This window comes from Thermonema rossianum DSM 10300 (assembly GCF_000426825.1).
GTDB lineage: Bacteria > Bacteroidota > Bacteroidia > Cytophagales > Thermonemataceae > Thermonema > Thermonema rossianum.
In genome coordinates this window covers 289,502-310,487 of record NZ_KE384579.1, presented here as the reverse complement: position 1 = coordinate 310,487, position 20,986 = coordinate 289,502, and the positions used below count along the sequence as shown (strand labels likewise).

At 49.3% G+C, this 20,986-nt stretch carries 19 protein-coding genes and 1 tRNA gene; 9 read left to right on the top strand and 11 right to left on the bottom strand.

From position 1 onward, the window contains the following. Nucleotides 1-94: 94 nt before the first annotated feature. From K384_RS12950 to K384_RS12930, 5 genes are all read right to left on the bottom strand, one after another. Complete coding sequence (locus K384_RS12950) at nucleotides 95-523, bottom strand: RidA family protein (RefSeq protein WP_038032923.1); 429 nt, start codon at nucleotides 521-523, stop codon at nucleotides 95-97. Continuing rightward, nucleotides 516-1,961, bottom strand: coding sequence for an aldehyde dehydrogenase (locus K384_RS12945; protein WP_038032922.1), 1,446 nt, complete (start codon nucleotides 1,959-1,961; stop codon nucleotides 516-518). Before K384_RS12945 ends, K384_RS12950 begins: the two co-directional genes overlap by 8 nt. Nucleotides 1,962-1,997: 36 nt before the next feature. Continuing rightward, entirely contained in the window at nucleotides 1,998-2,978 is a 981-nt protein-coding gene (trpS, locus tag K384_RS12940) for a tryptophan--tRNA ligase (RefSeq protein ID WP_038032921.1), read from the bottom strand. A 53-nt stretch (nucleotides 2,979-3,031) separates the two neighbouring features. After that, complete coding sequence (locus tag K384_RS12935) at nucleotides 3,032-3,772, bottom strand: peptidylprolyl isomerase (protein WP_038032920.1); 741 nt, start codon at nucleotides 3,770-3,772, stop codon at nucleotides 3,032-3,034. Between the two features lie 72 nt (nucleotides 3,773-3,844). Next, complete coding sequence (locus K384_RS12930; RefSeq protein WP_038033047.1) at nucleotides 3,845-4,726, bottom strand: diacylglycerol/lipid kinase family protein; 882 nt, start codon at nucleotides 4,724-4,726, stop codon at nucleotides 3,845-3,847. A gap of 296 nt (nucleotides 4,727-5,022) precedes the next feature. On the opposite strand from K384_RS12930, the gene K384_RS12925 reads away from it, so the two are divergent. Together K384_RS12925 and K384_RS12920 are read left to right on the top strand one after the other, a co-directional pair. Further along, nucleotides 5,023-5,523, top strand: coding sequence for a MarR family winged helix-turn-helix transcriptional regulator (locus tag K384_RS12925; protein ID WP_038032918.1), 501 nt, complete (start codon nucleotides 5,023-5,025; stop codon nucleotides 5,521-5,523). A 290-nt stretch (nucleotides 5,524-5,813) separates the two neighbouring features. Beyond that, nucleotides 5,814-7,340 carry a SulP family inorganic anion transporter gene (locus tag K384_RS12920; RefSeq protein ID WP_038032916.1) on the top strand — a complete coding sequence of 509 codons (1,527 nt, stop codon included), beginning with the start codon at nucleotides 5,814-5,816 and terminating at the stop codon, nucleotides 7,338-7,340. A 71-nt stretch (nucleotides 7,341-7,411) separates the two neighbouring features. On the opposite strand, the gene K384_RS12915 is transcribed toward K384_RS12920, so the two are convergent. Continuing rightward, a complete protein-coding gene (locus tag K384_RS12915) occupies nucleotides 7,412-8,833 on the bottom strand; it encodes an aldehyde dehydrogenase (protein ID WP_051633406.1) in 1,422 nt (473 codons plus the stop codon). An 84-nt stretch (nucleotides 8,834-8,917) separates the two neighbouring features. Beyond that, nucleotides 8,918-10,171, bottom strand: a complete 1,254-nt coding sequence (locus tag K384_RS12910; RefSeq protein WP_038032915.1) for a M16 family metallopeptidase — start codon at nucleotides 10,169-10,171, stop codon at nucleotides 8,918-8,920. 261 nt (nucleotides 10,172-10,432) lie between these two features. Here K384_RS12910 and K384_RS12905 point away from each other — a divergent pair, with 261 nt between their 5' ends. Together K384_RS12905 and K384_RS12900 are read left to right on the top strand one after the other, a co-directional pair. Beyond that, entirely contained in the window at nucleotides 10,433-11,431 is a 999-nt protein-coding gene (locus K384_RS12905; RefSeq protein ID WP_038032912.1) for a beta-ketoacyl-ACP synthase III, read from the top strand. 21 nt (nucleotides 11,432-11,452) lie between these two features. Further along, the gene (locus K384_RS12900; protein WP_038032910.1) at nucleotides 11,453-11,830 is read left to right on the top strand and encodes a CoA-binding protein; all 378 of its coding nucleotides are present in this window, start codon (nucleotides 11,453-11,455) and stop codon (nucleotides 11,828-11,830) included. Between the two features lie 9 nt (nucleotides 11,831-11,839). Here K384_RS12900 and K384_RS12895 read toward each other — a convergent pair whose 3' ends face one another. Then, the gene (locus K384_RS12895) at nucleotides 11,840-13,402 is read right to left on the bottom strand and encodes an HsdM family class I SAM-dependent methyltransferase (RefSeq protein WP_071837502.1); all 1,563 of its coding nucleotides are present in this window, start codon (nucleotides 13,400-13,402) and stop codon (nucleotides 11,840-11,842) included. Between the two features lie 82 nt (nucleotides 13,403-13,484). Here K384_RS12895 and K384_RS12890 point away from each other — a divergent pair, with 82 nt between their 5' ends. From K384_RS12890 to K384_RS12880, 3 genes are all read left to right on the top strand, one after another. Next, nucleotides 13,485-14,183 (top strand): class I SAM-dependent methyltransferase, encoded by a 699-nt coding sequence (locus K384_RS12890; protein WP_038032909.1) that lies wholly within the window; start codon nucleotides 13,485-13,487, stop codon nucleotides 14,181-14,183. A gap of 109 nt (nucleotides 14,184-14,292) precedes the next feature. Next, nucleotides 14,293-15,687 carry a phosphoglucosamine mutase gene (glmM, locus tag K384_RS12885; RefSeq protein WP_038032908.1) on the top strand — a complete coding sequence of 465 codons (1,395 nt, stop codon included), beginning with the start codon at nucleotides 14,293-14,295 and terminating at the stop codon, nucleotides 15,685-15,687. A 17-nt stretch (nucleotides 15,688-15,704) separates the two neighbouring features. Continuing rightward, the gene (locus K384_RS12880; RefSeq protein ID WP_038032907.1) at nucleotides 15,705-16,874 is read left to right on the top strand and encodes a cysteine desulfurase family protein; all 1,170 of its coding nucleotides are present in this window, start codon (nucleotides 15,705-15,707) and stop codon (nucleotides 16,872-16,874) included. Nucleotides 16,875-16,952: 78 nt separating this feature from the next. Here the strand turns inward: K384_RS12880 and K384_RS12875 are convergent, their stop codons facing one another. Next, nucleotides 16,953-18,038, bottom strand: a complete 1,086-nt coding sequence (locus K384_RS12875; RefSeq protein WP_038032906.1) for a fatty acid desaturase family protein — start codon at nucleotides 18,036-18,038, stop codon at nucleotides 16,953-16,955. A 300-nt stretch (nucleotides 18,039-18,338) separates the two neighbouring features. On the opposite strand from K384_RS12875, the gene K384_RS12870 reads away from it, so the two are divergent. After that, the gene (locus tag K384_RS12870) at nucleotides 18,339-19,427 is read left to right on the top strand and encodes an AOC03_06830 family ribosome hibernation factor (RefSeq protein ID WP_038032904.1); all 1,089 of its coding nucleotides are present in this window, start codon (nucleotides 18,339-18,341) and stop codon (nucleotides 19,425-19,427) included. Between the two features lie 123 nt (nucleotides 19,428-19,550). After that, nucleotides 19,551-19,634: transfer RNA gene (locus K384_RS12865), tRNA-Leu, on the top strand. Between the two features lie 70 nt (nucleotides 19,635-19,704). Here the strand turns inward: K384_RS12865 and K384_RS12860 are convergent. Both K384_RS12860 and K384_RS12855 read right to left on the bottom strand, forming a co-directional pair. Further along, the gene (locus K384_RS12860; RefSeq protein ID WP_038032903.1) at nucleotides 19,705-20,019 is read right to left on the bottom strand and encodes a chaperone modulator CbpM; all 315 of its coding nucleotides are present in this window, start codon (nucleotides 20,017-20,019) and stop codon (nucleotides 19,705-19,707) included. Nucleotides 20,020-20,023: 4 nt separating this feature from the next. Further along, nucleotides 20,024-20,935, bottom strand: a complete 912-nt coding sequence (locus K384_RS12855) for a DnaJ C-terminal domain-containing protein (protein WP_038032901.1) — start codon at nucleotides 20,933-20,935, stop codon at nucleotides 20,024-20,026. Nucleotides 20,936-20,986 lie beyond the last annotated feature (51 nt).

Here is a 20,986-nt window from a genome sequence, read left to right as displayed (position 1 = left end):
CGAGGGAAAAGCACAAATAAGCAAAGGGGGACGCTTGAAGCGCCAAAAGCAATCGAAATGAGAAAGACAAAATGAAAAAGCTTTCTCGATGGCATTACTCTACCACCGCTATCACCTTCAACTCTACCGCAATGGGTGTAGGCAGCGCCCCCACTTCCACGGTGGTGCGTGTGGGCTGTACTTCGCCGAAATACTCTTTGTACACTTGGTTGAAGGCGGCAAAGTCGCGCTTCATATTGGTAAGAAACACCGTCACATCCACAATGTCTTCCCAACGGGCACCTGCCTCTTCCAGCACAAGGCGAATATTTTCAAAAACGGCCTTTGCCTGTTCCACTATGTCGTAATCCACTATTTCGCCTTGTTCGTTGTAAATAGCCCCGGGGATTTCTTTCTGCCCCCGGCGGCGCGGTCCCATACCACACAAAAAAAGCAGGTTGCCTACCCGTTTGGCATGCGGGTAGGGACCAACCGGCTCGGCAGCCCGTTGGCTGTAGATGGTTTCTATTTGTGGTTTACTCATAGCGTATGCACACGTTTTTAGGTTCTGTAAAGAAACGCAGGGCATCGAAGCCCCCCTCGCGCCCCACGCCCGACGCCTTCATGCCGCCGAAGGGGGTGCGCAGGTCGCGCAGCATCCAACTATTCACCCACACGATGCCCGCTTCTATGGCTGCCGCCACGCGGTGGGCACGTGCCAGGTTTTGCGTCCAAACCGAAGCCGAAAGACCATAGGGTGTGGCATTGGCAAGATGAACGGCTTCTTCTTCAGTCTCGAAAGGGATGAGCGTAACCACCGGACCAAAGATTTCTTCCTGATTGGTGCGGCAATGGGCATCCAGCCCCTCAATGACAGTGGGTGCCATAAAATACCCATTGGCACAACGCCCCGCCGGCTGCAGGGCAACACCGCCGGTCAATACCGTGCCTCCCTCCTCTTTTGCCAAGTCAATATAAGACAGCACCTTTTGGCGGTGCGCTTCGGAAATCAAAGCGCCCAAGTCTGTGGCGGGGTCCAGCGGGTCGCCTATGCGCAAGCGCTGTGTTCTTTCTACAAAATCTTTTTTAAATCGCTCATACAAAGAGGCTTCAATCAGCACGCGCGAACCACACAAGCATATTTCGCCTTGGTTGCGGAAGGCTGCCCGCACGCTGGTCTCGAGTGCCTGCTCGTAGTCGGCATCAGCAAAAACGATGGTGGGGTTCTTGCCGCCCAACTCCAAAGACAACTTTTTGAAGCGAGGGGCTGCCAACTCTGCAATGCGTGCACCGGTGCGTGTGCCGCCGGTAAAAGAAACCGCCTTCACTTGTGGATGCAACACCATGGGTTCGCCTACCTCTGTCCCCACCCCATGCACGATATTCAGCACACCGGGCGGCAGGCCTGCCTCTTGGCACAACCCGGCCAAGAGGGTGGCAGTTACGGGCGTAAGTTCCGAAGGCTTGGCTACTACACAGTTGCCGGCTGCCAGCGCCGGTGCTATTTTCCAAGTGAACAAATACAGTGGCAGGTTCCAGGGGGAAATGCAGGCAACCACCCCTAAGGGTTGCCGCAACACATAATTGATAGCGTGTGTGTCGGTTTGGTAGCTTTCCGATGCCATCTGCATGATGGCAGTGGCAAAAAACTCGAAATTCAGGGCTGCCCGCGGAATATCTACCTGCTGTGCCAAAGACAGAGGCTTGCCCGTATCGCGGCTTTCTGCTTCTGCCCACATGGCCAAACGCGCTTCTATGCCTTCGGCTATACGCATCAGATAGTGGGCGCGTTGCCGCACCGGCATGGAAGCCCAAGCGGGAAAAGCAGCCCGGGCTGCCTGCACGGCCGCTTCTACATCGGCAGCAGTACCCGCCGCCACTTCGGCATATACCTGCCCGGTGGCCGGCTCCACCACGGACAGGAAGTCACCCGAGGCAGGCGGGCACCATTGCCCATTGATATAATGCATGAGGCGTTGCATAGTAAGCTTCGTTTGATGCTTTCGTAATCGACGACTTTAAGCAAAGCCCATCACCCGGCGCACCCGCTGCAGGGTTTTGTGTGCTATCTCCCTTGCTTTTTCTTCACCTTCACGCAAGATAGCGTCCAGCTCTTGGGGGTTACTCATATAATGATTGAACAGCTCCCGCTCTTTTTCAAACTTCTTTTCAATCAATTCATACAGTGCCTGCTTGGCATGCCCATAACCATAGCCTCCTTTCAGGTAGTTTTGGCGCATGGCTTCCACCTCTTCGGGGCTTGCCAGCAGACTGTACAGCTTAAACACATTGCAGGTGTCGGGGTTTTTGGGTTCTTCAAGGGGGGTGCTGTCGGTGACTATCGACATGATTTGCTTGCGCAGGGGCTTGCCACTCAAAAACACATCAATGGTGTTGCCGTAGGATTTACTCATCTTCTGCCCATCGGTGCCGGGCACGGTCATTACCTGCTCCTGAATGCGTGCTTCGGGCAACACAAACACTTCTTCGCCATAGTGGTGGTTGATGCGCTCGGCAATGTCGCGCGTGATTTCGAGGTGCTGTTGTTGGTCTTTACCTACCGGTACAATATTGGCATCGTAAAGCAAAATATCGGCAGCCATCAATACCGGATAGGTAAACAAGCCGGTGCTTACAAACTCCTCGCCCAGCTTTTCGGACTTGTCTTTAAACGAATGAGCCAGTTTCAAGCGCGAGTAAGGCATAAAGCAAGACAGGTACCAAGTAAGCTCGGTTACTTCGGGCACGCGCGACTGGCGATAAAAATAGTTTTTCTTGGTATCGAAGCCAAAAGCCAACCATGCGGCAGCCACGGCATTGGTGTTTTCTATGCGCTGAGCCGCATCCCGGATGGTGGTCAGCGAGTGAAGGTCCGCAATAAAAAAGAAAGATTCGGTGTCCGGGTTTTTCGACAACTCAATAGCCGGCAAAATGGCACCCAGGATATTGCCTAAATGGGGGCGCCCTGAACTTTGAATACCCGTCAATACGCGTGTCATAAGGTTTTTGAAGGTTTTATATTTGGCATTTAAACATACTGAAAATCAAAACACTACAAATAATCGGGGAAGCGATAGCCAAAGCGCTTTTCTATTTTCTTCCGGCTCATTTTTTTCACTTTCATGCGCATACGCACATCTTGTTTGGGGCGATCGTTGGCATCGGTTTCTACGGCAGCAATTTTATCGACCACTTCCATGCCGGCAATCACTTCCCCAAAGACGGTATAGTTTTGGTCCAGATGGGGAATGCCGCCTACCGTCTTATAGGTTTCTATCTGTTCGGGCGTAAATTGCACACCGGTACGCTTAGAAATGGCAGCAATTTGTTCGTCGGTCAGTTTTTTGCCCTGCACAATATAGAATTGACAACCGGAAGAAGCTTTTTCGGGGTTGTTGTCGCGGGCAGCCCCCACAGCCCCCCGCTTGTGATAGAGACGTGCATCAAATTCGGCATCGATACGATAGCCCACATCGCCATCGCCCAAAAGCTGTCCTGCTTTTGCATTGCGCGAGTCAGGGTCGCCCCCCTGAATCACGAAGTGCTCAATGACGCGGTGAAAAAGCAAGCCGTCATAAAATCCTTGTTTGGCGAGCTTCAAAAAGTTTTCCTTGTGTTTGGGCGTCAGATCATATAAAAGCAATACTATCTGCCCGTAGTCGGTATCGATGAAAACCAAAGGCTCTTTTCCTTTCTTGTGTGGCTTTTGTGATGCCTTGTCTTGCGCCCGGGCAGCTACTCCCGTAAACAGAAAAACAAGCATCAGGGCGAGAATGCCGTATGGTCTTTTCATAAAAACAGTTCATTTAAAAGGTTGAACAAAAGCGAAGCGGTGCAAAAGCTAATAAATTCCCGGGAATAATGCTTAGCGAGGCACTATCAAATGCAAGGCACGGGGCTCTATTTCCACATGCAAGCGGTTGCCTTCATACACATTTTCGCCATCGAGATGGCTCACTGCCGCCCGTTTCCGGTAAAATGTAACTTGTTTCACGCGCCGGTGCTCATAAAAACTAAAGGCAGGCAGTTTTTTAACAAACAAGGCACCACCTACAAGGGGCATTTTCCATTTGGGAAAAGGTTTCAGCAGGCACAAATCCAAATATCCGTCGTCGGCAGTTGCCTGCGGGGCAATATAGGCATTGTTCCCATACTGTGATATATTGGCTACCGTAGCCGAAAAAATGGAATAAGCATGCCGCCCTTCGCCCCAGTCTATTTCTACCTCTTCGGGGCGATAAGTGGCGAACACCTCCAAGGTGCTGCGCACATAGGTCATAAAACCACGGGCTTGGTAGGAAGCAAAGCGTTCAGACACCGCCGCATCGAAACCAATGCCGGTTGTGCATAAAAACACCTTGCCGTTGATGCGCCCCACATCCATGCAAATGGTTTTGCCCTGTTTCAACAATGCCAAGGCTTTTTTGGGGCGTAAAGGAATGCCAAAATGCCGGGCCAGGCCGTTGCCCGAACCGAAAGGCACCACCCCCAAAGGCACCGGTGTGCCCAACAATGCCTGTGCCACTTCATTGATGGTGCCATCGCCCCCGACGGCCACCACCGCCCGGCAAGGCTGCTCAATGGCCCGGCGGCTAAGCTCCGTAGCATCGCCCGGCGCCTGCGTATAGTGAATGTCTATCTGCCATGCTTCTTTCGAAAAGAAATCACGTATCCACCCGGCAAAGGCCTCTTTGTTTTTGCCCCCGGCAATTGGATTGACAATAAAAACCAAGCGTTGTGCGTTCATGAGAATATGCGAGTATCTGAAGCGTAAAAATACAATCCTTTCACAAACGGCAAGCATTATAAAAAGGTGGACATGCTATTTTCAAAGTGATTGCCGCAAAACATAAAACTCATTGTTTTCACAAACAATATTGTAAAAAAGTAGTTTTTATATTTAAGGACTTATGCTTATATTACTCAATGCTTCGCGCACTACACAGCCCACCTTTTGCCTTCCTTCATGTTCTTATCGTGTTTTATGTTTAACTTTCGCTGTTAAGATAAGCAGCAAATACACAAAAACAAACATGTGTTTATATGAATAAAAGTATGCAAAAAGAGAAGCGCTCCATTGGACTGTTTTTCTATTTACTTGACAAAATGTATAACCGGACCCTTGCTTACGAATTACATTTTGCCCCTGTCGATAGGCATTTTCATACGCTTTGGTTAATTCATGAACACCAAAACCAGATCAGTCAGCAACAGCTGGCCGACCTATTGAAGGTAGATAAAGCAGCCATGACCCGCATCGTGCGTGATTTGGAAAGAAAGGGCGTGATTATACGACGCGAAAACCCCCATGACGGGCGCTCCTACTGGCTAAGCCTTACACGTAAAGGCGAAAAGACTGTACAAGATGCACTGGAAGCCATCGACGAGCTTCATGCAGAAGTGTTCATGGGATTCAGCAAAGAAGAAGAAGAGCAATTTCTGCATATGCTCAAACGGATATACCAAAATTTAAGCATGCAGCCCAACAGTGACGTATTCTTAGAGTTTCTGGAAAAACAAGAACAAGAAAAAGAAAGCGCATAACTCCCCCGTTCAACCCCCTTCTCTTTTAAAAGCAGCCGGCAACATTCGTAGCGGCTGCGTTTTTATTTAGCAAGCGAAGGAAGTAAAACAAATGGTCTTCAACTAAGAAACTTTCCCATAAAAACCCTATCTTTGCAGCCGCTTTGTGTTTTCTTATTGCATAATCACCGTTCGCATGATTTTATTTGATTGATCACTTCCCCTTTCTCCCTTCTTCCCTCCCTCGCTTCTATTGATTGCTTTTAAACGCCTTTTCATTTTATCATTCATCCATTTTCTGATTTTATTTCATGAAAAAGTATCTTCACTCCTTACAGCTTCCACGAGAGACCAATTACAAGACAGAGGTACTCTCGGGCATTACCGTAGCATTGGCCTTGGTGCCGGAAGCCGTTGCATTTGCTTTTATTGCCGGCTTGTCGCCCCTTACCGGTTTATATGCCGCTTTTGTGATGGGGCTTATCACAGCTCTCTTTGGGGGGCGTCCCGGTATGATATCCGGTGCTACCGGGGCGGTAGCCGTTGTTATTGTGACTTTAGCCAAGAGTCATGGTGTAGAGTATGTATTGGCAACGGTTGTACTGGCCGGTATTTTGCAAATGGCAGCCGGCTTTTTCAAGCTGGGCAAGCTCATTCGTCTGGTACCGCACCCTGTCATTTTTGGCTTTGTCAACGGCTTGGCCATTATCATTTTCATGTCACAGTTGGACCAATTCAAAGATGCCAACGGGAATTGGCTGCACGGCCCCACCCTTTATGTGTTCTTGGGCCTGGTGCTTTTGACCATGCTGGTCATTTGGGGGCTTCCTAAAATAACGAAGGCAGTCCCTGCATCCCTAAGCGCCATTTTACTGGTTTTTGGTATCGTATCTGTTTTTAAGCTTGATACAAAAACAGTTGGCGACCTGGCATCCATCAAGGGAAGCTTCCCGCCCTTCCACCTGCCGGCCGTACCTCTTCGCTGGGAAACACTTTCCATTATTTTCCCTTATGCAGCCATTGTAGCAGCCGTTGGTTTAATAGAAAGTCTCTTGACGCTTAATATCGTAGATGAAGCCACCGACAGCCGGGGCAATGGCAACCGGGAAGCTGTTGCCCAGGGGGCTGCCAACGTGCTTTCCGGACTATTTTCGGGCATGGGTGGCTGTGCCATGATTGGCCAAAGCCTTATCAATATATCAAACGGGGCGCGTGCCCGCCTCTCAGGTATTGTTGCTGCCTTGATGCTGCTTGTTTTCATCATGTTTGGCTCTTCACTCATAGAACAGGTACCGATGGCGGCGCTCACCGGCTTGATGATCATGGTTGCCATTGGCACCTTTGAGTGGGCCAGTTTAAAGACATTTACCAAGTTTCCCCAGTCCGATATTCTTGTAATGGTATTGGTCACGATAGTTACGGTGGTGTTGCACAACCTGGCACTGGCAGTTATCATAGGCGTCATCATTGCAGCCCTGGTTTTTGCATGGGACAACGCCAAACGCATACGGGCAAGAAAGCGTATCGACGAGCAGGGCGTAAAACATTATGAAATCTACGGTCCTCTTTTTTTCGGTTCTGTCACTGCTTTCAATGAAAAGTTTGACGTACACAACGACCCCAACGAAGTCATCATCGACTTTGCCGAAAGCCGTGTTGCTGACATGTCTGCCATAGAAGCTTTAAACAAAGTGACGGAACGCTACCGGAAAGCCGGCAAAAAAGTGCATCTCAAACATCTGAGTCCGGACTGCCGCCGTTTGCTACAAAGGGCAGATGCGGTAATTGAAGTCAATGTAATGGAAGACCCAACCTACAAGGTCATGAGCGATGCCTAATGCCTTCCCAAAAAAGCAGCCCGGCAACGCACCGGGCTGTCTGCTTTTATAGGCAATAAAAGGTTTTCATTTTACAGAATCCACTTCACCAGCTTTTTCACCATATTCAACTTGCCTTCATAAGGCGCATAGCGCAAGGGTACATCCAGCCAAGTGGCATGTTTTACAATGCCTTTGTAATGAGTGAAGGCATCAAACCCATATTTGCCGTGATAGTTGCCCATGCCGCTGGGTCCAATGCCGCCAAACGGCAGATGATGGTTAGCCAGGTGCACTACCACATCATTTACACATCCGCCCCCAAAAGGCACCCGCTCAATCAAAAGCTGCTCGGTCTTTTTGTCATTGGTAAAAATATACATGGACAAGGGGTGCGGCATGCGCTGGAGGCGGTGCATCACCTCGTAAATATCGGTAAAGGTAAGCACCGGCAAAATAGGTCCGAACAATTCCTCTTCCATCAAAGAATCATCCCAATCTACTCCATCTACGATGGTGGGCGCAATATACAGCTGCGTGGCATCGAGCTGCCCGCCATGCACGACGCGCCCCTTGGTGCGCTCCAGCAGTTTCGACAGGCGCTCGAAATGGCGGCTGTTCACTATACGCGGGAAGTCGGGACTCAATTCAGGCTCTTCGCCGTAAAATTCTTTTATATACTTCACGGCATGGTGCAAAAACAACTCTTTTACTTCTTCATGCACCAGTACAAAGTCGGGCGCCACACAGGTTTGCCCGGCATTGACCATCTTGCCCCAGATGATGCGTTTGGCGGCTGTCTCTATGTTGGCGGAAGCATCTATAACCGCCGGGCTCTTGCCACCCAGCTCCAAGACAACCGGGGTAAGATGCTTGGCGGCTGCCTCCATCACTATCTTGCCTACGCGGGTGCTGCCCGTAAAAAATATTTTATCCCATGCTTGTTCAAGCAGCTTTTGGCTTACCTCCACGCCGCCTTCTACGGTAGCCATAAAGCGGGGGTCGAAATAGCGGTCGGTCAGTTGCTTGATGAGCGCCGAGGTATGTGGCGACAGCTCCGAAGGCTTCAATACCACACAGTTGCCCGCAGCAATGGCCGGTATGGCCGGTGCTATGGTTAAATGAAGCGGGTAATTCCAAGCGCCTATGATCAGACAAACGCCAAAAGGCTGCGGATAGACGTAGTCAGAAGAAGGGAAGTTCAACAAAGAAGAAGCCACTCGTTTGGGAGCAGCCCAATCATCTATGTGTTTCAGCACAAAGTCAATTTCAGAAACCAGTACTGCTATTTCGGTCACAAAAGTTTCGAACGGTGACTTTTGGAAGTCTTTTTTGAGGGCTTCATAAATAGCCGCTTCATTTTCTTGCAAGGCTTTTTTCAATTGCACCAGCTGTTTCTTACGGAAACTCAGGGGCAATGTCTGTCCACTGTAAAAAAACGCTCTTTGCTCTTGCAGCAGCTTGTCTATGGAGACCGCTTCGGGAGGTGTTTGTGACAGGGTGGAAGTCTTCATGGCTTTTTAAGTTGATTCTCAACGAATTTAACATTTTCCTGCAAATAATTGTTCTGCCTGCAGTCAATCAAACAGGATACTGCTCTACTTCGCCTCACTGCCCGGTTCTGCTATGTAAAAGAGGGTGCTGCAATTGTTGGGGTTAAGTACTTCGGCAGCTACACGGTTTATGTCGCCAAGGCTTACGGCACGAATACGCTCAAGCTCATGCTCTATGTTTGCTGCATCGCCCAACAGCTCAAAATAAGCCAAATGAAGCGCACGGTTCATCAACTCTACGTTACCCATAGCCCAATCGGTAGCGGCTTGGTTTTTTACTTTCTCCAGTTCCCGCGCTTGCACGCCTTCTTGCAGCAGCTGCTCCACCACTTGCTCTATGGCGCGGTTGGCAGCTTCTATGGAGACCCCTTCGTTCAGTTTGCCCTGAATCACCAATAAGCCGGGGTCCAAGTGCCCCATGATGTAAGCATATATTTCATGAAACAGGCGTTGTTCTTGTACCAGGGCTTTGTGCAAGCGCGACGACTCGCCGGCGCCCAATGCGTTGCTCAAAATGTCGGTGGCATAATAATCCGGATGGGTACGCCCTACCATATGATACGCCTTGTAAATAGCAGACAAGGGCACGGCAGCCTTCACTTCTTGAAAGCGGGCCTGAGTTTGAGGGGGCTCTTGAGGCAATTGTCTGTGGTATGGTTCGCCGGCAGGGATATCGCCATACCATTTTTCGACCAGCTGCCGTGCATGCGATGCCTTGATGTCGCCTGCAATTACCAGAATGGCCTGCTGCGGACGATAAAAACGGAAAAAGAAGTCCTTCACGTCGTCCATCGTTGCGCGCTCGATATGCGAAATATCTTTTCCTATGGTATTCCAGCGGTAAGGGTGCACCTTATATGCCAAGGGGCGCAGGTGCAGCCACACATCGCCATAGGGCTGATTCAAGTAGCGCTGTTTGAACTCTTCAATCACCACCTTTTTTTGCACATCCAGCACTTCTTGCTTAAAAGAAAGAGAAAGCATGCGGTCAGACTCAAGCCACAGGGCTGTTTCAATGTTGGCAGCCGGCAAAATATCGTAATAGTTGGTGAGGTCATTGCTGGTGAAAGCATTGGAGCTGCCTCCGGCTTTTTGCAGGGGTTCGTCAAAACTTTCGGCATGCGCAGAACCACCAAACATCAAATGTTCGAACAGATGAGCAAAGCCGGTTTTTTCGGGGTGCTCGTCGCGGGCGCCCACATCATATAAAGTATTGACCACCACCATGGGGGTTGTGTGGTCTTCGTGTACTATTACACGCAAACCATTCGGTAAAGTAAATTTCTCAAAGTGAATCATAGAGCCATTTCAATTTAGAATAAAGGAAGCACTGCCCAACTAAGAAAAAGCAGGAAATCTGTTTTTCAAAAGGTGAAATTAATCAATAAAGCGGGAATATCCCCACTGCCGCTGCCCGGGCAGCCCCCCTGTTGGCAAGGCTGCATCGGATTTAAAAAAACGAAAAATAACAATTGAACTCTTCAAAGATATTACATTATTTTGTTAAGAAAGTAAGGCATTCGTAACTTTGCCCGCCATGTCAAACCAAAAAGCAAACGCATGCCTTACGCAAAAATTACGGGATTGGGGTTCTATGTACCGGAAAATGTAGTGACCAATCATGACCTTACCCGGTATATGGACACCAGTGACGAATGGATTCGGGAACGTACCGGAATAGAGCAACGCCGTTTCTTTACCGAAGGCAAAGACACCACCGCCAAGATGGGGGCGCGCGCAGCCGCACAAGCCTTGGAACGTGCCGGCATCACTGCCGAAGAAATAGACTTCATCGTATTTGCTACCCTTAGCCCCGACTATTTCTTTCCCGGTGCGGGGGTTATTTTGCAACGCTTGCTGCCCTTCCGCCAAATAGGTGCCTTGGATGTGCGGGCACAGTGCTCCGGTTTTATTTATGCACTATCGGTAGCCGACCAGTACATACGCAGCGGCATGTATAAAAAAATTCTGGTCATAGGTGCAGAAATACAGTCCAATATTATGGAACTGAGCGACCGGGGGCGTGCCGTAGCCGTGCTTTTCGGCGATGGTGCCGGTGCCGCCGTGGTAGAAGCTACCGACGATCCGGCGCATCGCATCTTATCTACCCACCTGCACTCAGACGGCAACTTTGCCGAGGATCTGTTTTTGGAGCACCCGGGGGCTGTGCTAAAACAACGCCTCACCCCACAAATGATTGAAGAAGGCAAGCACCTGCCCTTCATGCGTGGTAATGCCGTATTCAAACATGCCGTTACCCGCTTTCCGGAGGTCATACTTGAAGCGCTCGAAGCCAACGGTTACACGCCCGCAGACCTTGACCTGCTGGTGCCTCACCAAGCCAACTTGCGCATTGCCCAGCATGTGCAAAAAACCTTGAATCTGCGCGATGACCAAGTGTTTAACAACATACAAAAGTATGGCAACACTACTGCCGCCTCCATTCCCATTGCCCTGACGGAAGCATGGGAAGCCGGCAAGGTAAAACCCGGACACTTGGTTTGCCTGGCTGCCTTTGGCAGCGGCTTCACTTGGGCTTCGGCACTCATTCGCTGGTAACAAAGGGAAACCCATACGCTCATGCATAAAAAAACGCTCATATTAGGCGCCACGCCCAATCTCTCCCGTTATGCCTATATTGCGGCAAGCATGCTGTCGCAATATGGGCACCCTTTTGTGCCGGTAGGCATCAAAAAAGGCGAAGTGTTTGGGCAGAAAATTCTCTCCAAAGCGGAAGCTGAAGCCATGCTCAAGCCCCGGGACATCCACACCATCACCCTTTATGTGAACCCGCTGCGCCAACAAGAATGGTATGATTTTTTACTGAACTTGCAACCCCAACGCATCATTTTCAACCCGGGCACCGAAAACCCTGCCTTGGCAGAGCGGGCACAGGCACAAGGCATTGAAACGGTCGAGGCCTGCACCCTGGTGATGTTGCGCACGGGGCAATATTAGCCTGCCTGCCTAAAAGGGCAAAGGTTGTTGTGCAGGCGAGGGGCGTTCTCTTTGCTTTTGCTCCAGCAAGTGTCGCTCCTCTTCCGGCAGCTTCAAAGTAAACTCTTGTAATACTTTTTTATTGTAGGCTTTCCAGCCACCCCGAAAATCACGGCTTGACACTGCAATGAAGTCCGCCATGCGCCGGGAATTCAACTCGCGCAACAAGAAGTCGTAATTGCCGGCATACTTGATGCAGTAGCCTGAATAAAAGGTAGTATCTTCGTTTTCCACTAATATAAAGCGGGGCACCTTGTTCATGGGCGAAAACAATATCTTCTTACCGAAGCTTGTATCCAACCCTTGGCTTCTGCCGAAAGCATACCACGCCACCGGGTTGGGCTTGCCATTGTCCCTTTTGTCCAGCCATTCCTTCACGCTCAATAAATAATCATATGCCAAGGGGTAGTCTCGCTTTAGCCGTTCCTCGGCAATGATTTGATGCTTCCCGTTGATTTTTTCATAAGGAAACAGAACAAATTCGCGCACCGGCTCGTGGGGATCTTTCAATTTCGATGCTTTAATAATGGGCTTAAGAATGGCTTTTTCCATTTTCACCTTTCCGCGGTAGTACGTATGGGCAATCACATAATCCGGCTCGCCCTCTATGGGTTCAACTTGGAAAATATAAGCTTTGTCGCATAAGGTGGTAATGCCCACATGAATATGGCAGATGTCGCCCAGGCGTACACCTTCGTTCATGCCGTGGGCCGCAGCCCGCACGCTCAACTGCCAAAAGGGCTTCCCTTTCAGCTCTTCACAGCTTACTTTTCGCTGTTCAAAAGAGCGGGCGGTCTTTGCCTGTTCAAAAATAAAATGGTCTTGCCGCTTCCTGCCAAAAATAGTAATGGCACTGTAAGTAGTGGCATTGTCAAATAGTTGTATGCTGCCGTAATTGGTGAGTTTGCGCAAAAGGCCGTATTCCAGAAAGTAGTTGCGCATGATACGGGCAGTTTCGCTGCTCAAAAAAGAGTTGGGCGTAATGAGTCCGCAAACGCCCCCGTCGGCCAACAGATGGTAACACAGTTCAAAGAAGGCTATGTAAATATCGGTTGAGCCGCTACGGCAAAAGGCATAGTGCTGTTGTATGAAACGGCGGTCTTCTTCGCGCAGGTGCTGAATGCGTATATAAGGCGGATTGCCCACAATAAAATCAAAAGGTTTGGCTTTCCGGTGCCGGCCTTCGCGTAATGCATCACATACTTTTATATTCCACCGTGGCTTCACGCCCAAAGGACGAACTAGCGCATCCAAGCGGGCAAGACAGTCTTGCACTGCCTGCGGGTCTATGTCCCAGCCGTGTACACATTCAAGGTTTTTTTCCAGCTGTTCCGCAGGCGAATAGCGGATGATGCGCTCAATGGCCACTTCCAAAAAGCGACCGTCACCACAGGCAGGGTCCAAGATGCTTTTTCCCAATATGTGGGGACCGTCATAGCCCGTTTCGTTCAAAATCTTCTCCACCACAAAACGCGGGGTATATACTTGCCCCAGCAGTTTTTGACGGTCATATGTTTTGTTTAAAGACGCCATTTAGTTTTACTATCAGGTGTTTAGTGTGCATGAACGCCGGTTTATTTTATCTTTATCTACAAAAAACAAAAATCATAAGAATATGAAAACGATTTCCCGCCTTTTGTTGCTGTTCATTTTGTTGAGCAGCTTTCAGAGTGCTTGCCAACATGATCCTCACAAGGAAAACCACACCTCCGACAAGCACAACGATGCCAATGCACACATGCACCAACGTCCGGTGGCCGAACTCATCCGCAACTTCGAATCACCGGAGCGGGATGCCTACCAGCAGCCCGGTAAGGTCATTGCCTATTTGGGCGACTTGCAGGGCAAAACCGTGATGGATTTGGGCGCAGGCAGTGGCTACTTCTCTGTGCGGCTGGCAAAGCAAGCCCAAAAGGTTATTGCTGCCGATGTCAACGATGAGTTTTTGAAGTACCTGAAAGAGCGAGTGGCAAAAGAAGGGCTGTCAAACGTAGAAGTGCGCAAGGTGCCATATGACGATTGCGGGCTAAAAGCACAAGAAGCTGACCTGCTCTTGGTGGTAAATACCTATCACCACATAGAAAACCGCCCGGAGTATTTTGCCAAAGCGGCACAAGGCATTAAGTCCAACGGGCGTCTCGTTATCATTGACTTTTTTAAAACAGAGCTTCCGGTAGGTCCCCCTGTGCCTCACAAACTGTCTATTGATGAAGTAGTGCAAGAGCTCAAACAAGCAGGCTATCACTCTATAAAGGTAGAAGTAAACCTGCTTCCTTACCAGTACATTATAGAGGCGACACCCCGCCGCCCATAAATTAAGTTTCCCCCATACGTATGTTTGCTTCCCCTTCCTGCGCTGCTTGCTTGGGCACAAGCGCCTATTTTTGTAATTTGCGGTGTTATTCTCAAATTAGCTGCAAATTATGACCTTAATAGCATCTATATCCGGAATTAGAGGAACCATTGGCGGCCGGCCTGTAGATAACCTGACCCCTCCTGACATTATTCGTTTTGTTTCGGCATACGGCAGCTTTCTTCGCGAAAGCAACCGGCACCCCAAAGTAGTAATTGGGCGCGATGCCCGCCTGTCGGGCGATATGTTGAGCCGGCTGGTAACCGGTACCTTGCAGGCCCTGGGCCTCGATGTCGTCGATTTGGGGCTGGCTACCACGCCCACCGTAGCCATGGCAGTACCTCACCTCAAAGCCCAAGGGGGAATCATCCTCACGGCCAGTCATAATCCCATTCAGTGGAACGCCCTTAAGTTGTTGAACGCAGAAGGCGAATTCATAGACGCAGCCACCGGCGAAGCCGTTCTTCAAAAAGCCAACAGCGGTGATTTTCATTATGCCGAAGTGCATCAATTGGGGAGCTACAGCACCTATGAGCAGGCTTTAGAGTACCACATAGAAGCCATCAAAGCACTTGATTTGGTGGACGTGGCGGCTATCCGCGCAGCCGGCTTCCGTGTCGTTGTTGATGCCGTGCATTCAGTGGGTGGCATTGCCGTGCCGCGCCTTCTGGAAGCCTTGGGTGTAAAAGAAATCAAAGTGTTGTATGGCGAACCTACCGGGCACTTCCCCCACAACCCGGAGCCGCTTCCCGAGCACTTGAGTGAATTGAGCCACACCCTTGCCAAAGGCAATTACGACATAGGCATTGCCGTTGACCCCGATGTGGACCGGTTGGCGCTCTTTTGCGAAGACGGCAGCCCCTTTGGTGAAGAATACACACTTGTGGCTGTTGCCGACTATGTGCTGCAGCACGAGCCCGGTCCGGCAGTATCGAACCTTTCTTCCACACAGGCATTAAAAGTTGTTTGCGCACGCAAACAGCTGCCCTATTATGCCTCGGCTGTGGGTGAGGTAAATGTTGTTGCCAAAATGAAGGAAACAGGTGCCACCATTGGCGGCGAAGGCAACGGCGGCGTCATCTATCCCAAACTGCATTACGGGCGTGACGCCCTGGTGGGCATAGCGCTGTTTTTGTCTTACTTGGCAAAATCAGGAAAAAAGGCATCTGCCTTGCGGGCACAATACCCCAATTTCTTCATGATAAAGAACAAAATAGAATTAAGTGAAGATTTGCATCCGGAATCTGTATTGCAGGCACTGCAAGAAAAGTATGCCCGCCAACCACACAGCACCATCGATGGGCTGAAAATACACTTCGACGATGCCTGGGTGCATCTGCGCCGTTCCAATACCGAGCCTATCATACGTATTTACGCGGAGGCACCCACACAAAGCATTGCGGAGAATCTTGTGGAAAAATTCATGGCAGACATCAAGGAACTCCGGCAAATCAGCAGAGAATAGGAAAACGAAAGAACTCCATGAAACGTATTTATTTAGATAACGCAGCCACCACCCCTGTTGCTCCCGAGGTAATAGATGCCATGTTGCCTTTTCTGCGGGACACCTTCGGCAACCCATCTTCCACCCATTGGCACGGGCGGCAAGCCCGGGCGGCCATCGAGCGTGTGCGCAAACAAATAGCCGGATACCTGGGCGCTTCGCCTGCCGAAATCATATTCACCTCCGGCGGCACCGAAGCCGATAACTGCGCCATCCGCAGTGCCGTGCGCACCCACGGTTTGCAGCACGTTATTACTTCTCCTACCGAACATCATGCCGTGCTGCATACCGTAGAAGACTTGGCAGCGCAAGGAGTAGTAAAAATGCATCTGCTGCAGGTAGACGAACAGGGGCGTATCTCGTTGCATGAGTTAAAACAACTCTTAGAGAAGCACCCCAAGGCACTGGTATCGCTCATGCATGGCAACAATGAAATAGGCACCCTGAACCCCATTGAAGAGATTGCCGACATATGCAAGCATTACGGCGCCTTTTATCATTGCGATACCGTGCAGACCATGGCACATTACCCCATCGATGTGTCTAAAATACCAATAGACTACCTTGCAGGCTCCGGCCACAAATTCCATGCGCCTAAGGGCATCGGTTTCATGTATATGCGCAAAAAATCTAAAGTGCACCCGCTCATTACCGGCGGTGCACAGGAGCGCAACATGCGCGGTGGAACGGAAAACGTAGCGGGCATTGTAGCCTTAGGCAAAGCCATGGAGCTGGCACAGGAGCACATGCAGGCACATGCCCGGCATATCCGAAGCGTCAAGCAGCACATGATAGAACTGCTGCGCGCCAAGATTCCGGGCGTCTCGTTCAATGGTACCAGCGCCGACATCGACAACAGCCTTTACACGGTATTGAGCATTTCGCTTCCCCCTTCCCCGCACAACGACATGTTGCTGTTTCATTTAGACCTGCAGGGCATCTCCGCTTCGGGCGGTAGTGCCTGCTCCAGCGGTGCAGTGAAGGGCTCTCATGTGCTGGCTGCCATCAAGCATCCCGCCGAACGTGGGGCTATCCGTTTCTCTTTCAGCCGGTACACCACCCGCGAAGAAGTAGAACATGCAGTGAACGTGTTGCAACTACTGCTCAGCACCGATAACCCCGTGGAGTTGGTGCGAAAAAACATGTAAATTCGTAGCCACAAGTACAAAAAAAGGGCCGTTCTCCGCGCGGGGAACAGCCCTTTTTTTATATCCTGAACCTTAGGCTCAACTTCTGCCCAACTGCTTCAAAGTGCGGAAGTGAGAGCTGACAGCACGCGCAAATGTAGGCGCTTCATGATAGGGCACCCCAAACTCTTGTGCACATTGCTTTACTATCTTTGCCAGGCGCGGATAGTGCACATGACTGATATTAGGGAACAAATGGTGTTCTACTTGATAATTCAAGCCACCGGAGAACCAGTTCCAAAAGCGGCTTCTCGTTGCAAAATTGGCAGTCGTGCGCAGCTGATGCACCATCCACTCTTCTTCTATCTGTCCTTCGGTAGGCATTGGCTTGTCGGTTTCTTCCACTACATGTGCCGATTGAAATATCAGTGCCAGCAACAGACCGGCTACGAAATGCATGGTCAAGTAACCAATCAACCATTGCCACCACGCCATATCCAGCACCCACAGGGGAAGTACCACCATGTAGCCATAGTAAAAGAGCTTAATCAAGATATTGTTCACCAGCTCTTTGGCAAAAGTGGTGCGCTGCCTGTGCAGCAAACCCATGCGATGGTAATTTACCAATTGGCGGAAGTCCTTATGCACAGTCCATGCCAAGGTCATCAAAGCATAGAAGAAAGGAGCATATAAATGTTGATAGCGATGAAACCAGCGTGTTTTTTCCGAAGGCGTAAACTTAAACAGCCCCCCTACTGATATATCCTCGTCTTTATGAGGAATATTGGTAAAGGTGTGGTGTAAAATATTGTGCTGAATGCGCCAATTGAGTGGACTCCCCCCAAAAAGAGCAAGTGTTGCCCCCGCCCACTTATTAAGGCGATTGCTTTTGGCAAAGGTTTGATGATTGGCATCATGCATCGTATTGAGACCGACAGCCGCCATGGAAATTCCCATGACTACGGTCAATAGCCATGCTGTCCACAAAGGCATATCCACGGTAAGAATCAAGAAATAGGGAACCAAATAGGCAGAAAGCCAGAGAATGGCTTTAAAATGCACAGGCCAGCTACCTTGCTTAGGCAGTTGGTTCTCCTGAAAGTACTGCTTCACCCGTTTGCGAAGCTCCGTACTGAATCCGTTGGCTTGGTTGCGTGCAAAAGCAACCGGAGTGAATTGACTCATAAAACAAATAATTGATGATGATAATTGAATAAATATAAATTGAAAATGGGGTAAAAATACTTGCAGATGATATTGGTCAATGGTGAAATGAAGATATAAATCGAAAATTGCAGTTGTGTATTATGCAAGGTACGAAAATTTGTCATTACCGCCAAAGCAAAAACTGAAATTTTGACAAAAAAACCTTTTGCTTAATGACAAGATAACACAGCCGTTCGCCTGTGCACACTTTTTGAAGTAGCATAAGGCAGATTGTATCTTAAACCAAACATGTTCAACTAAAAAAAAGGAGGAATTACTATGACTTCTGTAAGTAACAAACGACTCACCAAGTTGTTGAAAGAATTAATGCAAGTGCGTGAGGTCCCTTGTGTAACCATTACCATGCCCACGCACCGCACACACCCCGACAACGCTCAAGACCCTGTTTTGCTCAAAGACCTCATGAAGGAGGTGAAAGAGCGTCTTTTAAAAGAGATGGATAAAAAAGAAGCAGAAGCGCTTTACAATAAGCTGGAAGCCTTGGCAGCTCAAATTGACCATCAATACAACACTGAGGGCTTGGCTTTGTTTGTAAGCCCTTCGGTAAGCGAGTATCTACGACTGCCCGTAAGCCCGGAAGCCCGCACGGTGGTAGATGGCTCTTTTGAAATACGCGACATCCTGCGTGCGCTGCATAAAACCGATTACTATTATGCCATGGTGCTAAGCAAAACCAAAGTGCGCCTCTTTGCAGGTATAGGCACCCATTTGCAAGAAGTAACCGAAGGCGGTTTCCCGATGGAGCCCGAGTTTAATGAGAAGAAAATAATTGATAGCGGCAACGCACATGAAGTAGAAAACAAAATCAAGGAATTCTTCAATCGTGCCGATAAACTGTTCTGGGAAATCTACAAAGAAAACAAAAGCGGGCATTTGGTACTTTTCGGCGATGCCAAAAATATAGGTTATTACAAAGAAGTAGCCGATCATCCACAGCTTATTATTGGCAGCGTGGAAGGCAATTATGACGATGCCAAAGCTCATGAAATAGCTCCCAAAGCCCAAGCCATCGTAGAGCAGTTTTTAAAAGAGCGTCGTCAGGAAATGCTTGGCGAACTGGAAAAAGCCTTCAAAGACAAGTTAGCAGCTGCCGGCATCAATGAAGTGTATCGCACCGCTCAAGAAGGGCGCGGGCGCTTGCTGTTTGTGGAAGAAAATTACCAACAAGCTGCCAAAATAGAAAACAACCAACTGTTTTTCGATGTGGACCCCAAAGCACCGGGCGTTATCGACGACCTGGTAGATGACATAGTGGAAACAGTATTGCAGTTTGGCGGGCAAGTAATTTTTGTGCCGGACGGCACGCTGGACAAATATGACCGCATAGCCATGGTACTCAGATACTAAGCACTTACATATCCGGAAAGAGGCACCTGCAGGTGCCTCTTTTGGTTTAAAAAATTATCAAAACTGCTTGCACGATTAGCAAAATCATTATACCTTTGCCATCGCAAAAGGCCACCAAAGAAAGCTCGTGTGGTGGAATTGGTAGACACGCCATCTTGAGGGGGTGGTGCCCGTTAGGGCGTGGGGGTTCGAATCCCCCCGCGAGCACAAAATCAAATAGGCTTCCCTGTTGAAATGGGGAAGTCTATTTTTATTTTACATCAAACATATTTACCAGCTAATTCATATAATCCATGGGGCGTCCGTTGTTGTCTTGGGGCAAGCGGGCATGATAACGCATGCTTAGCAGCTCGCGGCGGGCACGGCTCAGCTCCTCCCGCATGCGGCAAATAATTTCAATACCTTCTTTATTGACGCCCAAATCTAAAGCCAAGCGCAACACCCGTTCCACATGCCCCAACATATCCTCTTCTACAAAATCGCCTTCTTCGGTATGTACCAATGGTATCAAGCCAAAATCAACCAACTCGTCCCACACAGAAGCGGGCACTTCATAATATTCTATAATGCGTTGAATATGAATACGTGCCATAGGTTTATGCTTTTTGTTTTCTTAACTCAGCCAATCGACGGAACAGCTCCTTTTCTTCCTCGCTCAACCCCTGCGGCAACCGAGCCTGTAAAGTCACATAAAGGTCGCCTTTCTGCTCCTCTTGCTTGTATTTGGGCAATCCTTTGCCCTTCAATCTAATTTTGGTGTTGTTTTGTGTTTCAGGTTTTATTTTAGCCCGCACACGCCCGTAAAGGGTATCTATTTCGGTTTCACCGCCCAGAATCAAGGTGTACAAATCCACTTCATGCGTCATGTGCAGGTCTTCGCCCTCTATGCGGAAACGAGGATCCGGTATAATATGGAAGGTAATGTAAAGGTCACCATTGGGACCTCCATTCACCCCTGCTCCGCCTTGTCCTTTAATACGGATGGTCTGCCCGTCTTTAATACCGGCAGGGACAGTAATGCGCAATTTCTTTCCGTTGAACTCTATGACGCGCTTGTGCGTGCTTAGTGTTTCGCTCAGCGGCAACGAAACCGTTGCCCGCACATCCTCGCCTTTCATAGACATGCGCGTGCGGCGGCGCCCACCGCCTCCCGTGAACATATCACCGAAAATGGTCTTAAAGAAGTCTGAAAAGTCGGAATATTCGCCAAAGTCCGAGTCTCCAAAATTGGTATAAGTGTAGTATCCGCCCTGTCCGCCATATTGCTGATTGAACTGGTCTGCATGCTTCCACTGTGCCCCAAATTGATCGTATTTTTTACGTTTTTCGGGGTCACTAAGCACTTCGTAAGCTTCATTGATTTGCTTAAACTTGGCTTCTGCCTCCAGATTGTCGGGGTTTACGTCCGGGTGGTACTTGCGCGCCAGTTTCCGGTACGCTTTTTTAATTTCGTCGGCTGATGCGTTTTTATCTACCCCCAACACTTTATAGTAATCGATAAATTCCATATCCTGTTCCTCCTTTTTGGTATTTTATTTTCAAGTAAACAAAAGGCAGCC

Excerpts from the sequence above, each read along its gene's own strand:
- K384_RS12890 (WP_038032909.1), top strand. The coding sequence starts at position 13,485 with ATGAAAACGATTTCCCGCCTTTTGTTGCTGTTCATTTTGTTGAGCAGC.
- trpS (WP_038032921.1), bottom strand. The coding sequence starts at position 2,978 with ATGACACGCGTATTGACGGGTATTCAAAGTTCAGGGCGCCCCCATTTA.
- K384_RS12880 (WP_038032907.1), top strand. The coding sequence starts at position 15,705 with ATGAAACGTATTTATTTAGATAACGCAGCCACCACCCCTGTTGCTCCC.
- glmM (WP_038032908.1), top strand. The coding sequence starts at position 14,293 with ATGACCTTAATAGCATCTATATCCGGAATTAGAGGAACCATTGGCGGC.
- K384_RS12875 (WP_038032906.1), bottom strand. The coding sequence starts at position 18,038 with ATGAGTCAATTCACTCCGGTTGCTTTTGCACGCAACCAAGCCAACGGA.
- K384_RS12860 (WP_038032903.1), bottom strand. The coding sequence starts at position 20,019 with ATGGCACGTATTCATATTCAACGCATTATAGAATATTATGAAGTGCCC.
- K384_RS12900 (WP_038032910.1), top strand. The coding sequence starts at position 11,453 with ATGCATAAAAAAACGCTCATATTAGGCGCCACGCCCAATCTCTCCCGT.
- K384_RS12925 (WP_038032918.1), top strand. The coding sequence starts at position 5,023 with ATGAATAAAAGTATGCAAAAAGAGAAGCGCTCCATTGGACTGTTTTTC.
- K384_RS12855 (WP_038032901.1), bottom strand. The coding sequence starts at position 20,935 with ATGGAATTTATCGATTACTATAAAGTGTTGGGGGTAGATAAAAACGCA.
- K384_RS12910 (WP_038032915.1), bottom strand. The coding sequence starts at position 10,171 with ATGATTCACTTTGAGAAATTTACTTTACCGAATGGTTTGCGTGTAATA.
- K384_RS12870 (WP_038032904.1), top strand. The coding sequence starts at position 18,339 with ATGACTTCTGTAAGTAACAAACGACTCACCAAGTTGTTGAAAGAATTA.
- K384_RS12895 (WP_071837502.1), bottom strand. The coding sequence starts at position 13,402 with ATGGCGTCTTTAAACAAAACATATGACCGTCAAAAACTGCTGGGGCAA.
- K384_RS12950 (WP_038032923.1), bottom strand. The coding sequence starts at position 523 with ATGAGTAAACCACAAATAGAAACCATCTACAGCCAACGGGCTGCCGAG.
- K384_RS12905 (WP_038032912.1), top strand. The coding sequence starts at position 10,433 with ATGCCTTACGCAAAAATTACGGGATTGGGGTTCTATGTACCGGAAAAT.
- K384_RS12945 (WP_038032922.1), bottom strand. The coding sequence starts at position 1,961 with ATGCAACGCCTCATGCATTATATCAATGGGCAATGGTGCCCGCCTGCC.
- K384_RS12920 (WP_038032916.1), top strand. The coding sequence starts at position 5,814 with ATGAAAAAGTATCTTCACTCCTTACAGCTTCCACGAGAGACCAATTAC.
- K384_RS12935 (WP_038032920.1), bottom strand. The coding sequence starts at position 3,772 with ATGAAAAGACCATACGGCATTCTCGCCCTGATGCTTGTTTTTCTGTTT.
- K384_RS12915 (WP_051633406.1), bottom strand. The coding sequence starts at position 8,833 with ATGAAGACTTCCACCCTGTCACAAACACCTCCCGAAGCGGTCTCCATA.
- K384_RS12930 (WP_038033047.1), bottom strand. The coding sequence starts at position 4,726 with ATGAACGCACAACGCTTGGTTTTTATTGTCAATCCAATTGCCGGGGGC.